A 13,744-nucleotide genomic window follows, 5' to 3' on the forward strand; every position below is an offset into this window, starting at 1 on the left:
TTCCCACGCTCTGCGTGGGAACGATCTGTGTGCAGTTGGTTACTGCCCGCTACGCATCATCTCTTTTGGCACGTACTTGCCGATCTCGAACTTGCCAATCGCCGCGCGGTGCACTTCGTCCGGGCCGTCGGCCAGGCGCAGGGTGCGTTGCATGGCGTACATGTAGGCCAGCGGGAAATCGTTGGACACCCCTGCCCCGCCATGCATCTGGATTGACCGGTCGATAACCCGCAAGGCCACGTTCGGCGCGACTACTTTGATCTGCGCAATCTCGCTTTTCGCAATCTTGTTGCCGACGGTGTCCATCATGTAAGCCGCTTTCAACGTCAGCAGACGCGCCATGTCGATTTCCATGCGCGAGTCGGCGATCTTGTCGATGTTGCCGCCCAGACGGGCCAGCGGTTTACCGAACGCGGTACGGTTCACCGCACGTTTGCACATCAATTCCAGCGCGCGCTCAGCCATGCCGATCGAACGCATGCAGTGGTGAATACGGCCCGGACCAAGACGACCCTGAGCGATTTCAAAGCCACGTCCTTCACCCAACAGGACGTTTTCGTACGGCACGCGCACGTTTTCAAACAGCACTTCAGCGTGGCCGTGCGGTGCATCGTCATAACCGAACACTGGCAGCGGACGAACGATCTTCACGCCCGGGGTATCCACCGGCACCAGAATCATCGAGTGCTGGGCGTGGCGCGGCGCATCCGGATTGCTCAGGCCCATGAAGATCAGGATCTTGCAGCGCGGATCACAAGCGCCTGAGGTCCACCATTTCTTGCCGTTGATCACCCACTCGTCGCCATCACGCAAGGCGCGGGCAGCCATGTTGGTGGCATCCGACGATGCGACGTCCGGTTCGGTCATGGCAAATGCCGAGCGGATCTCACCGCGCAACAGCGGCTCGAGCCAGCGTTGTTTCTGTTCTTCATTGGCGTAACGCACCAGGACTTCCATGTTGCCGGTGTCTGGCGCGGAGCAGTTGAATGGCTCTGGACCGAGCAGCGAGCGGCCCATGATCTCCGCCAGTGGCGCGTATTCGAGGTTGGTCAGGCCAGCACCGAGTTCGGACTCAGGCAGAAACAAATTCCACAGGCCTTCAGCCTTGGCCTTGAGTTTGAGCTCTTCCATGATCGCTGTCGGCTGCCAGCGATCGCCTTCGGCAACCTGGCGCTCGAACACTGCTTCGGCGGGATAAACGTAAGTGTCCATGAACGCGGTCACGCGCTCACGCAGTTCCTGAACCTTGGGCGAATAAGCGAAATCCATGAGCAATTACCTTCTTGGGAAGAGGTTGTTTAGGTCATGCAATCGATGCTAGAACAGCTACGAAAATTTACCTAGCCTATTCTCGGCGTGTATTAACATTCATCACCGATATATGATCGGGTGATCGCAAAGGCCTCCGGCCACAACAAAAAGCCCCAAACAATAAGAGTGCCGCGCAATGAATCTGAGCAAGGTCGACCTCAACCTTTTCATCGTCTTCGACGCGATCTACACCGAAGCCAATCTGACCCGCGCCGGGCAGATTGTCGGCATTACTCAGCCTGCGGTATCGAACGCCCTGGCCCGCCTGCGCGAGACCTTCAACGACCCGTTATTCGTGCGCACCGCACAAGGCATGGTGCCGACACCGATGGCGCAGAACATCATCGGGCCCGTGCGTAACGCCCTCTCGCTGCTGCGCGTGTCGGTGCAGGAAAGCCGGATTTTCAACCCGCTGCAAGCGGTCAAGACGTATCGCATCAGCATGACCGACCTCACCGAGGCCGTGATTCTGCCGCCGCTGTTCCAGCGCCTGCGCCGTCTGGCGCCGACAGTGATCATCGAGAGCTTCCTGTCGAAACGCCGGGAGACCACCAAGGAGCTGGCGGCCGGACGACTCGACTTTGCCGTCGATGCGCCGCTCAACACCGACCCGCAAGTGCGCCACGTCAAGCTGATGGAAGACCGTTACGTGTGCGCCATGCGCAAGGGCCATCCGCTGGCGGGCAAGGAGAAATTCACCCTCGACGACTACCTGTCGCTGACCCACATTCACATTTCCAGCCGCCGCAGCGGATTGGGCCATGTCGACCTGGCCCTTGGGAAAATGGGCATTCAGCGCAAGATCGCCCTGCGTTCGCAGCATTACCTGATGGCCTCCCAGGTGCTGCAGCAGACCGACATGGTCATGACCGTGCCCGAGCGTTTCGCCCGTCGCCATGAGCTGTATTCGGTGAACCTGCCGGTCAACGACGTTCCGCCGGTGGAAACCCATCTTTACTGGCACGAAAGCACCGACCAGGACCCGGCCAACCGCTGGATGCGCGAGCAGATGATCGAGTTGTGCCAGCAAGTGACGGCGCATGAGAAGAAGCTCGATAAGGTGTAGGGCTTTGCACCGCGTTATCGTTCTTCGCGGGCAAGCCCGCTCCCACAGGTATAGCGCGATCCCTGTGGGAGCGGGCTTACCCGCGATGAGGCCAGCAGCAACACCAAGGATCCATGCCCCTTGACGTAAACGTCAACCTGCCATTAGCTTAGCATCATGACCTTTTTTTGAGCGCTTCCATGAGCAGCCAGACCTATAGCATTTCCGACCTCGCCCGCGAGCTCGACATCACCACGCGGGCCATTCGCTTTTATGAAGAGCAAGGCCTGCTCAGCCCTGAGCGTCGTGGCCAGGAGCGCATTTATACCCCGCGCGACAAGGTCAGCCTGAAGCTGATCCTGCGGGGCAAGCGCATTGGCTTCTCCCTGGCTGAATGCCGCGAGCTGATCGAACTCTACGACCCCACCGGCGGCAATCAGAAACAACTGCAAACCATGTTGAGCAAGATCGCCGAGCGCCGCGAACAGCTGGAGCAGCAGATGCTCGACATCGAGCAGATGAAGCTGGAACTGGACACCGCACAAGAGCGCTGCACCCAGGCGTTGGAGCAGACGATCAAGAGCCAGGAAACGGTTCAATAGGTCAACACGATCTCCTGTGGGAGCGGGCTTGCCCGCGATGAGGTCATGGCATTCAACATTGATGCTGGCTGACCCACCGCTATCGCGGGCAAGCCCGCTCCTACAGGGTTCCCTCAGTATTCAGACAATCAGCACAGGTCGATTCCCATGTCCCTACCCACCCACGTACGCCTGGTCGAAGTCGGCCCCCGCGACGGTCTGCAAAACGAAGCCCAACCGATCAGCGTTGCCGACAAGGTACAACTGGTCGACGCGCTGACCGCCGCAGGCCTTGGCTACATCGAAGTCGGCAGCTTCGTCTCGCCCAAGTGGGTGCCGCAAATGGCCGGTTCCGCAGAAGTCTTCGCGCAGATCCAGCGCAAGCCCGGCGTGACCTATGGTGCACTCGCCCCCAACCTGCGCGGGTTTGAAGATGCAATCGCGGCCGGGGTCAAGGAAGTCGCGGTGTTCGCAGCGGCCTCCGAAGCGTTTTCGCAACGCAACATCAACTGCTCGATCAGCGAAAGTCTTGAGCGTTTCGTGCCAATCATGGACGCGGCGAAACAACACGGCGTGAGCGTGCGCGGTTACGTGTCCTGCGTGCTGGGCTGTCCTTACGAAGGTAACGTTGCGCCTGAGCAAGTCGCTTACGTCGCCCGCGAGCTCTACGCCATGGGCTGCTATGAAGTCTCCCTGGGCGACACCATCGGCACCGGCACCGCCGGCGCGACCCGCAAGATGTTCGAAGTGGTCTCGGCCCAGGTGCCGCGTGAAAAGCTGGCCGGACATTTCCATGACACCTATGGCCAGGCTATGGCCAACATCTACGCCAGTCTGCTGGAAGGCATCGCGGTGTTCGACAGCTCCATCGCCGGCCTCGGCGGCTGCCCGTACGCCAAGGGCGCCAGCGGTAACGTCGCCACCGAAGACGTGGTGTACCTGCTCAATGGTCTGGGCATCGACACCGGAATAGACCTGGACGCCTTGATTCTGGCCGGCCAGCAGATTTGCTCCGTGCTGGGACGTCCGACCGGTTCGCGCGTGGCAAAGGCTCGCAGCGCCCAGTGATGTGTCCAGGTGTTACCGCCACATCTCAAACGTGGGGGATAAGCGAGTAACACGGAAACAAATTGTAGGGGTTTGCCTGAGGGATATATCCTACGAAAAACTCAAAGCCTTGATTTTAAAGGCTTTTAAAAAGTTGGCACGGCTTCTGCTATCTCTATGGCATAACAAGAACAAAAAAAGCGGCAAACCTAATAAAAATAAGACGTAACGACTCTGACATAACAAAAACAACACGGCAGAGACGCAGCTAACAGATTTTTTTGGAGAGGATGTGCTTTTCAGGGTGCTTTTCGGAGTAACCCGCAACCGGGCAGAGAACAATAAAACTACCTTCAGGTAGCTCCCGAACTGGTTGGATCGCTCAGCGAAAAAGTAGATCAGCGCTCAAAAAAATACGTTTGCTCTTGATCCCGGATGGGGATCGACAAAAACAGCGGTAAAGGGTCACGGTCCCTAAAAACAACAACAGACCGCCCCTCAATAATAAAAAAAGAGCATGCGCAACGACAAATTAAAGGGGAGCTTCGGCTCCCCTTTGTGCTTTCTGCGATTCGGGCTTTCACCACCGTCCCTGTGGGAGCCAGCAGGCTGGCTCCCACAGGGACGAAATTGTCAGACCTGCTTTTCGCGTAACTCCTCGATACTGATCTCGCGCATGCGGAATTTCTGGATCTTGCCGGTCACGGTCATCGGAAACTCTTCCACAAACTTGAAGTAGCGCGGCGTCTTGAAGTGCGCGATGCGCTCTTTGCACCAGGCCTGCAGCTCTTGTTCCGTGGCGCTATGGCCCGGGTGGAACTTGATCCAGGCGACAATCTCTTCGCCATAACGCGAGCACGGAATCCCGATCACCTGCACATCGGCTACCGCCGGATGGGTAAAGAAGAACTCTTCCAGCTCACGCGGGTAAACATTCTCGCCGCCGCGGATGATCATGTCCTTGTTGCGCCCGGCAATGCAGACGTAGCCTTCCTCGTTCATGCTGGCCAGGTCACCGGTGTGCATCCAGCCGGCCTGATCGATGGCTTCGGCGGTGCCTTGCGGGTTGTTCCAGTAGCCGAGCATCACGCTGTAGCCGCGCGTGCACAGTTCACCGATGGTGCCGCGTGGCACCAGGTTGCCCGCCTCGTCGATGATCTTGCTTTCCAGTTGCGGCTGGGTGCGGCCGACGGTGGTGACGCGCAATTCCAGTTCGTCTGACGGACCGGTCTGCAATGACACCGGACTGGTCTCCGTCATACCGTAGGCAATCTGCACTTCGCTCATGTGCATTTCGCTGATCACCCGGCGCATCACCTCAATCGGACACGTCGCCCCGGCCATGATCCCGGTGCGCAGGCTCGACAGATCAAACTCGGCACGCTGCGGCTGATCAAGCATGGCGATGAACATGGTCGGCACGCCGTAGAGCGCCGTGGCCTTTTCTTCCGCCACTGTGGTCAGGGTCAGCAGCGGATCGAACGCGTCGTTGGGGTAAATCATGGTGCTGCCGTGGGTGATGCAACCGAGGTTGCCCATGACCATGCCGAAGCAGTGATACAGCGGCACCGGAATCACCAGCCGGTCGCTGGACGTCAGGCCGAGGCTTTCGCCGACCATGTAACCGTTGTTGAGAATATTGTAGTGACTGAGGGTCGCGCCTTTCGGGAAGCCCGTGGTGCCGGAGGTGTATTGGATGTTCACTGGCTGGTCGAAATGCAAACTGTCCTGACGCGCGTGCAATTGCTCTGTCGACACGCTGCTCGCCAGGTCGGCCAGTTGCGACCACGGCAGGAAGCCGGATGGCGGCTGTGCGTCCAGGCTGATGACACCGCGCAACTCGGGCAAGCGCTCGCTCTGCAATTTACCGATGGATTGCTCAGCCAGCTCCGGTACAAGGCCCTGGAGCATGCCGTGATAATTGGAGGTCTTGAACGAACCCGCGCAGACCAGCCATTGGCAGCCGGATTGCTTCAACACGTATTCGAGTTCGGAGCTGCGATACGCCGGGTTGATGTTGACCAGGATCACACCGATTTTTGCGCTGGCGAACTGGCTTATGCACCACTGCGCGCAGTTCGGTGCCCAGATGCCGAGCCGGTCACCGGTCTGCAATCCCAACGCCAACAGTGCTTTGGCGTGCAGGTCGACGGCTTCGGCCAGTTGCTGCCAGGTGTAGCGCAGCTGTTGATGACGCACGACCAGCGCCTCCCCGGTCGGATACTGAGCGACGGTCTGATCGAACTTTTCGCCGATGGTCATCGCCAACAAGGCTTTGTCCTGGGATCCACGAGTGTAGCTGCGCTGCGGGTTTGCACTGGGTTGATCCATGACGACCCCTATTGTCTTTATTAGTGGGTTGATACAGAAGATGTGCCTCTACTCTCGCTCAAGTTGACGTTAACGTAAAGGGTGATTGACAGCCATTCGTCACAGGCTTACGTTAACGTAAAGGTGAGAGCCGAATCACTGCCCTCCCCACCCTACAAAAACGCCAAAAGGTGACCCATGAGCTACCCATCCCTGAACTTTGCCCTCGGTGAAACCATCGACATGCTGCGCGATCAGGTTCAGTCCTTCGTCGCCAAAGAGATCGCGCCGCGCGCGGCCCAGATCGACATCGACAACCTGTTCCCGGCCGACTTGTGGCGCAAATTCGGCGACATGGGCCTGCTGGGCATCACCGTGGCGGAAGAATACGGCGGCGCTGGCCTGGGTTATCTGGCCCACGTTGTGGCCATGGAAGAAATCAGCCGTGGCTCAGCCTCGGTCGCCCTGTCCTACGGCGCGCATTCCAACCTGTGCGTGAACCAGATCAACCGCAACGGCAATCACGAACAGAAAACCAAGTACCTGCCGAAACTGATCAGTGGCGAGCACGTCGGTGCCCTGGCCATGAGTGAGCCGAATGCCGGCTCCGACGTGGTGTCGATGAAATTGCGCGCCGATAAACGCGGCGATCACTACGTGCTCAACGGCAGCAAAACCTGGATCACCAACGGTCCGGACGCCAATACCTACGTGATCTACGCCAAGACCGACCTGGAAAAAGGCCCACATGGCATCACCGCGTTTATCGTCGAACGTGACTGGAAAGGCTTCAGCCGCAGCAACAAGTTCGACAAGCTGGGCATGCGCGGCTCCAACACCTGCGAACTGTTCTTCGACGACGTTGAAGTGCCGGAAGAAAACATCCTCGGCATCCTCAACGGCGGCGTGAAAGTTTTGATGAGCGGCCTCGACTACGAGCGCGTCGTGCTGTCCGGCGGCCCGACCGGGATCATGCAGGCCTGCATGGACCTGATCGTTCCGTACATCCACGACCGCAAGCAATTCGGCCAGAGCATCGGCGAATTCCAGCTGATCCAGGGCAAAGTCGCCGACATGTACACCCAACTCAACGCCAGCCGTGCCTACCTGTATGCGGTGGCCCAGGCGTGCGAGCGTGGCGAAACCGCCCGCAAGGACGCTGCTGGAGTAATCCTCTACAGCGCCGAATGCGCGACCCGAATGGCCCTCGACGCGATCCAGATTCTCGGTGGCAACGGCTACATCAACGAATTCCCGGCCGGACGCCTGTTGCGTGACGCCAAGCTGTACGAAATCGGTGCTGGCACCAGTGAGATCCGTCGCATGCTGATCGGTCGCGAACTGTTCAACGAGACGAAATGAATTTCGTCAGCTGCAAGTGGCAAGTTTCAAGCTGCAAGAGAACAGCTTTGACTTGCCGCTTGTAACTTGCCGCTTACAGCTGCTTACGGAGTAAGTCATGATTCTGCATACCCAGCTCAACCCTCGTTCAGCGGAGTTCGCGGCCAACAGCGCGGCGATGCTCAAACAGGTCGACGCCCTGCACACCCTGCTCGCCCAAGTGCAGCAAGGTGGCGGCCCGAAGGCGCAAGAACGTCACATCTCGCGGGGCAAATTGCTGCCCCGTGAGCGGATCAATCGCCTGCTCGATCCAGGCTCGCCGTTCCTTGAGATCAGTCAACTGGCGGCCTATGCGGTCTACGGCGAAGACGTTCCGGCTGCTGGCGTGATTGCCGGGATCGGCCGTGTGGAAGGCGTCGAGTGCATGATCGTCGCCAACGACGCCACGGTAAAAGGTGGCTCGTATTACCCGCTGACCGTGAAAAAACACCTGCGCGCCCAGACCATTGCCCAGCAGAATCGCTTGCCGTGCATCTATCTGGTGGATTCCGGCGGCGCCAACCTGCCGCGCCAGGATGAGGTGTTTCCGGACCGCGAACACTTCGGTCGGATCTTCTTCAACCAGGCCAACATGAGCGCCATGGGCATCCCGCAGATCGCGGTGGTGATGGGTTCGTGCACTGCCGGTGGCGCCTACGTGCCGGCCATGGCGGACGAAGCGATCATGGTGCGCCAGCAAGCGACGATTTTTCTCGCCGGCCCGCCGCTGGTGAAAGCCGCGACCGGTGAAGTGGTCAGCGCCGAAGACCTGGGCGGTGCCGATGTGCACTGCAAGATTTCCGGGGTCGCCGACCACTACGCCGAAAGTGACGAACACGCCCTGGCCATTGCCCGGCGCAGTGTTGCCAACCTCAACTGGCGAAAGCTGGGTGAACTGCAACAACGCACGCCCATCGCCCCGCTCTACAGCAGCGACGAGTTGTACGGTGTGGTGTCGGCGGACGCCAAGCAACCGTTCGACGTGCGCGAAGTCATCTCGCGGCTGGTGGACGGTTCGGTGTTCGACGAATTCAAAGCGCTGTTCGGAACCACGCTGGTGTGCGGCTTCGCCCACCTGCACGGCTACCCGATCGCGATCCTCGCCAACAACGGCATCCTGTTCGCCGAAGCCGCGCAGAAAGGCGCGCACTTCATCGAACTGGCCTGCCAGCGCGGCATTCCACTGCTGTTCCTGCAAAACATCACCGGCTTCATGGTCGGCCAGAAATACGAGGCCGGCGGCATCGCCAAGCACGGCGCGAAACTGGTGACCGCGGTGGCGTGCGCCAAGGTGCCGAAATTCACCGTGATCATCGGCGGCAGTTTTGGTGCCGGCAACTACGGCATGTGCGGGCGCGCCTACGATCCGCGCTTCCTGTGGATGTGGCCGAACGCACGCATCGGCGTGATGGGCGCCGAGCAGGCTGCGGGCGTTTTGGTGCAGGTCAAACGCGAGCAGGCCGAGCGCAGTGGCCAGGGTTTCAGCGCCGAGCAGGAAGCCGAAATCAAACAACCGATCCTCGATCAATATGAAGAACAGGGCCACCCTTACTATTCCAGCGCACGGTTGTGGGACGACGGCGTCATCGATCCGGCCCAGACCCGCGATGTGTTGGCCCTGGCCTTGTCCGCGTCGTTGAACGCGCCAATCGAACCGAGCCGCTTCGGCGTGTTCCGGATGTGATCGGGAGAAAACCATGAGCGACTTCAACACCCTCGAGCTGCTGACCGACCCGCGGGGTTTCGTGACCTTGTGGCTCAGCCGCGAAGAAAAGAACAACGCATTCAACGCCGAGATGATCCGTGAACTGATCCTCGCGCTGGACAAGGTCTCGACAGATGCCAGCCTGCGGTTCTTGCTGGTGCGGGGCCGCGGCAAGCATTTCAGCGCCGGGGCCGACCTGGCCTGGATGCAGCAATCGGCCGAGCTCGATTACCACACCAACCTCGACGATGCCCGGGAACTGGCGGAGTTGATGTACAACCTCGCCAAGTTGAAGATCCCGACATTGGCCGTGGTCCAAGGCGCGGCATTCGGCGGCGCACTGGGTCTGATCAGTTGCTGTGACATGGCAATCGGCACGGATGAGGCGCAGTTTTGCCTGTCGGAAGTGCGCATCGGCCTGGCACCGGCCGTCATCAGTCCGTTCGTGGTGCAAGCCATCGGCGAACGCGCGGCACGCCGTTATGCGTTGACCGCCGAGCGTTTCGGCGGTCAACGGGCGCGGGAAATCGGCCTGTTATCCGAGAGCTTTCCGGCCGTCGAGCTGGAACAAAACGTCGAACAATGGATCGACAACCTGCTGCTCAACAGCCCCGCCGCCATGCGTGTGAGCAAGGACCTGCTGCGTGAGGTCGGCAACGGCGCGCTGACCCCGGCGCTGCGCCGCTACACCGAAAACGCCATCGCCCGTATCCGCGTCAGCCCCGAAGGTCAGGAAGGCTTGCGTGCCTTTCTGCAAAAGCGTCCGCCGAGTTGGCAAGCACCCACCACCAAGGAGCCGCGTTGATGAGCGCACCTGTCATTACTTCCCTGCTGGTGGCCAACCGCGGCGAGATCGCCTGCCGGGTGATGCGCACCGCCAAGGCCCTGGGCCTGACCACCGTGGCCGTGCACAGCGCCACCGACCGTGATGCCCGGCACAGCCGCGAAGCGGATATCCGCGTCGACCTCGGTGGCAGCAAAGCCGCCGACAGTTACCTGCAAATCGACAAACTGATTGCTGCCGCCAAAGCCAGCGGCGCCCAGGCGATTCATCCGGGTTATGGCTTCTTGTCGGAGAACGCCGGGTTCGCCCGCGCGATTGAAGAAGCAGGCCTGATTTTCCTCGGCCCGCCGGCCTCCGCCATCGATGCGATGGGCAGCAAGTCCGCCGCCAAAGCCTTGATGGAAACCGCCGGTGTGCCATTGGTGCCCGGCTACCACGGTGAAGCTCAGGATTTCGACACCTTCCGCGATGCCTGCGAACGCATCGGTTACCCGGTGCTGCTCAAAGCCACGGCCGGTGGCGGTGGCAAGGGCATGAAAGTCGTCGAGGATGTCAGTCAATTGGCCGAAGCCCTCGCCTCGGCCCAGCGTGAAGCCAAATCCTCGTTTGGCGATTCACGGATGCTGGTCGAGAAATATTTGCTCAAACCACGTCACGTGGAAATCCAGGTCTTCGCCGATCAGCATGGCAACTGTTTGTACCTCAATGAGCGAGACTGCTCGATCCAGCGTCGACACCAGAAAGTCGTCGAAGAAGCACCCGCGCCAGGCTTGAGCCCGGAGTTGCGTCGTGCCATGGGCGAAGCAGCGGTGCGTTCGGCACAGGCCATCGGTTATGTCGGTGCCGGCACCGTGGAATTTTTGCTGGATTCGCGTGGCGAGTTTTTCTTCATGGAGATGAACACGCGCCTGCAGGTCGAGCACCCGGTCACCGAAGCCATCACGGGCCTTGACCTAGTGGCCTGGCAAATTCGTGTCGCGCGCGGTGAACCGTTGCCGATGACGCAAGAGCAGGTTCCGCTGATCGGCCACGCCATCGAAGTGCGGCTGTATGCCGAGGACCCAAGCAACGATTTCCTGCCGGCCACCGGACGCCTGGAGCTGTACCGCGAATCTGTGCCAGGACCGGGACGTCGGGTCGACAGCGGTGTTGAAGAAGGCGACGAGGTGTCACCGTTCTACGATCCGATGCTCGGCAAGCTGATTGCCTGGGGCGAGGACCGTGAGCAGGCGCGCTTGCGCTTGTTGAGCATGCTCGATGAGTTTGCCATCGGCGGGCTCAAGACCAACATCAACTTCCTGCGTCGGATCATCGCTCACCCGGCGTTCGCTGCGGCAGAGCTGGATACCGGGTTTATCCCGCGTTATCAGGAGCAATTGCTGCCGGCGCCTGCGGATCTGGGCGACGAATTCTGGCAAGCCGCCGCCCAAGCGTTTGCCCAGAGCTTGCCGCGTACCGTGCGCGCCGATGATGTGAGTTCGCCGTGGGGCATCAGCAACGGTTTGCGTGCCGGTTTGCCGCGAGAAATCACCTTGCATTTGAGCTGCGAGGGACAGGACCGGGCGCTGACACTGGGTAACGTTGATGCCCACACTGCACAACTCAAAGGTGAGCAACTGCTGACCGAAAACGACGGCGTACGTCGCCAGCATCGGGTAATCCGCCGTGGTGAGGTGGTGTATCTGCAATGGAACGGTGAGTTGCGTCGTATCGAGTCCTACGACCCGATCAGCGCCGTCGAAGCCAGCCACAGCCATCAAGGCGGGCTGACCGCGCCCATGAACGGCAGCATCGTGCGCGTGCTGGTAGAGGCCGGGCAAACCGTTGAAGCCGGGGCGCAACTGGTGGTGCTGGAAGCGATGAAGATGGAACACAGCATTCGTGCGCCACACGCCGGGGTGATCAAGGCACTGTATTGCCAGGAAGGCGAGATGGTCGCCGAAGGCAGTGCGTTGGTCGAGCTGGAAGAAGCTTGAAATGAGGATCGGTCCTACGCTCTGCGAGGACCGATCTGATTAGAATCTGGCCGTTGCCTGAACTACCACGCCGAGGATTCTGCATTCCTCGGTGTACAGGGCTTTCGGATACGTCGGATTGAGCGGGACCAGATAACGCTGCCCGCCCTCTTCGATCAGCTTGCGGAAGGTCGCCTGGTCGCTGTCTGGCCACTGGGCGATGACCAGTCTTCCAGGTTCCGGCACGATGGCCGGGTCCACCAGAATCATCATGCCTTCGGCGATGCTGATGCCGGTGGGTGCGGTCATCGCATCGCCGACCACCACCAACCAGAACGCCTTGCCCTGCGCGTGGTAATCCGTGAGTTCAAACCGTGGTTTGCCGTATTCCGGCAACTCTCCCTCACGCAATTGGGCAGGCTCTCGCCAGTCGCTGACCGGGTAACGGAAGTACGGGTTGTACTTTTGTGTCAGGGACAACTCATCGTCCAGCAGGACCACAGGCTCGCGGATCACCATCGCCACTTCCAGAAATTCCATCCCGAGCGCCCGCAAGACACGGTTCATGTCTTCGATGCTCGGTTGACGGCGTTTATTCAGCCAATGACCCACGCCACCCTGGGACATCCCCAGGCGGTCGGCGAGTACTTCTTGAGTGACTTTGAGTTCACTCATCTTGGCTTTGACCAACTCAATCCATTTATCCATGTGCGGCACGATACGTTGGGTACTCCGACCAACAAAACACAAATTGTAGTATTTAAATTCCGGCCACAAATACAGATCGTACTAGGATTGATTCACGGATCTGAATCTATCACGGAGCTTGCCATCGTCATGACCAACCCCAGCAACGACTTGTCGGACCTGCAAATCGACACCACCCTCACCTCCACCAAAGGCTATGCCGCTGCGCAGCGAGCGTTGGACTATTACTTGAAACCAGCTGTGTCAGAAGTGGCCGCCGAGGAGCGTTTCTTCGATGTGAAACCGGATATCAGCGCAGAAGAAGCACTGGTTCACGCCTCGGACCTTTTGCGATGTGCCGCTGCCACCGCGTACGAATCAGCCAACAACCTGAATGGCGCGAGCCGGGACCTGGCGTTTTCTACGGTGCACATGATCGACATGGCCAAGGCGATGATAGATCGGTCTCTGCAAGGCGCTCAGGCGCTATGAGACGGACTTGCCTGAGCAGAGGACGGGAAGAATTTTCCAATCGTGCAGATAAAATCATTTGACTTGCAAACGAGAATGATTATTATTGCATGCAGCTGGTCGCGAGATCAGTGGATGGTCAAGAGACCTTAGGTCGGTCTTCTGGACTATCTCCTCATCAGGCTAATCACGGTTTTTGACCCGGCTTTTTTGCCGGGTTTTTTTTTGCCAATTATTCTGGCGTCGCCTTCAGGTAAATGAAGACGTTACGTGCTGCAAATTGGAATGCGCGGCCAATAGCGAAACAACATACGTCAGCGGAATAAGCCCGGCATCATTGGCCGAAACTTATGAAAAATAGCTCTTGAGAATCGATTACACAGTCTCTAAGCTGCGTCAGCGTCAAGGAAGACGCCCCCCTTCCACCCCCCCGTAATTTCCCCCGGTGTTTCCCTTCCCAGCGTGTAA

Annotated in this window: 11 protein-coding genes; 8 read left to right on the forward strand and 3 right to left on the reverse strand. The window is 59.4% G+C overall.

Translation table 11 applies throughout. From position 1 onward, the window contains the following. Positions 1–39 precede the first annotated feature (39 nt). On the reverse strand, positions 40–1,269 hold the full coding sequence (locus BLQ41_RS24970; protein ID WP_090185767.1) for an acyl-CoA dehydrogenase: 1,230 nt from the start codon (positions 1,267–1,269) through the stop codon (positions 40–42). A gap of 178 nt (positions 1,270–1,447) precedes the next feature. Here BLQ41_RS24970 and BLQ41_RS24975 point away from each other — a divergent pair, with 178 nt between their 5' ends. The 3 genes from BLQ41_RS24975 to BLQ41_RS24985 all read left to right on the forward strand — a co-directional run bounded on the left by BLQ41_RS24975 (position 1,448) and on the right by BLQ41_RS24985 (position 4,005). Further along, entirely contained in the window at positions 1,448–2,377 is a 930-nt protein-coding gene (locus BLQ41_RS24975; protein WP_090185769.1) for a LysR family transcriptional regulator, read from the forward strand. Positions 2,378–2,556: 179 nt separating this feature from the next. Beyond that, on the forward strand, positions 2,557–2,958 hold the full coding sequence (locus tag BLQ41_RS24980) for a MerR family transcriptional regulator (RefSeq protein WP_090185772.1): 402 nt from the start codon (positions 2,557–2,559) through the stop codon (positions 2,956–2,958). A gap of 147 nt (positions 2,959–3,105) precedes the next feature. Next, positions 3,106–4,005: a hydroxymethylglutaryl-CoA lyase gene (locus BLQ41_RS24985; RefSeq protein WP_090185774.1), complete on the forward strand. Its 900-nt coding sequence runs from the start codon at positions 3,106–3,108 to the stop codon at positions 4,003–4,005. A 612-nt stretch (positions 4,006–4,617) separates the two neighbouring features. Here BLQ41_RS24985 and BLQ41_RS24990 read toward each other — a convergent pair. Further along, positions 4,618–6,315, reverse strand: coding sequence for an AMP-binding protein (locus BLQ41_RS24990; RefSeq protein WP_090185777.1), 1,698 nt, complete (start codon positions 6,313–6,315; stop codon positions 4,618–4,620). Positions 6,316–6,492: 177 nt separating this feature from the next. On the opposite strand from BLQ41_RS24990, the gene BLQ41_RS24995 reads away from it, so the two are divergent. The 4 genes from BLQ41_RS24995 (at position 6,493) to BLQ41_RS25010 (ending at position 12,139) form a co-directional block, all read left to right on the forward strand. Next, entirely contained in the window at positions 6,493–7,656 is a 1,164-nt protein-coding gene (locus BLQ41_RS24995) for an isovaleryl-CoA dehydrogenase (protein WP_090185780.1), read from the forward strand. A 97-nt stretch (positions 7,657–7,753) separates the two neighbouring features. After that, the gene (locus tag BLQ41_RS25000; protein ID WP_090185783.1) at positions 7,754–9,358 is read left to right on the forward strand and encodes a carboxyl transferase domain-containing protein; all 1,605 of its coding nucleotides are present in this window, start codon (positions 7,754–7,756) and stop codon (positions 9,356–9,358) included. 13 nt (positions 9,359–9,371) lie between these two features. Then, complete coding sequence (locus tag BLQ41_RS25005; protein WP_090185785.1) at positions 9,372–10,184, forward strand: gamma-carboxygeranoyl-CoA hydratase; 813 nt, start codon at positions 9,372–9,374, stop codon at positions 10,182–10,184. Continuing rightward, the gene (locus BLQ41_RS25010) at positions 10,184–12,139 is read left to right on the forward strand and encodes an acetyl/propionyl/methylcrotonyl-CoA carboxylase subunit alpha (protein ID WP_090185788.1); all 1,956 of its coding nucleotides are present in this window, start codon (positions 10,184–10,186) and stop codon (positions 12,137–12,139) included. The genes BLQ41_RS25005 and BLQ41_RS25010 overlap by 1 nt, the downstream gene beginning before the upstream one ends. A gap of 39 nt (positions 12,140–12,178) precedes the next feature. Here the strand turns inward: BLQ41_RS25010 and BLQ41_RS25015 are convergent, their stop codons facing one another. Further along, a complete protein-coding gene (locus BLQ41_RS25015; RefSeq protein WP_090185791.1) occupies positions 12,179–12,826 on the reverse strand; it encodes a LexA family protein in 648 nt (215 codons plus the stop codon). Positions 12,827–12,955: 129 nt separating this feature from the next. On the opposite strand from BLQ41_RS25015, the gene BLQ41_RS25020 reads away from it, so the two are divergent. Continuing rightward, on the forward strand, positions 12,956–13,297 hold the full coding sequence (locus tag BLQ41_RS25020; protein ID WP_090185793.1) for a DUF6124 family protein: 342 nt from the start codon (positions 12,956–12,958) through the stop codon (positions 13,295–13,297). Positions 13,298–13,744: the final 447 nt, after the last annotated feature.

The organism is Pseudomonas arsenicoxydans (assembly GCF_900103875.1).
GTDB classification, from domain to species: domain Bacteria; phylum Pseudomonadota; class Gammaproteobacteria; order Pseudomonadales; family Pseudomonadaceae; genus Aquipseudomonas; species Aquipseudomonas arsenicoxydans.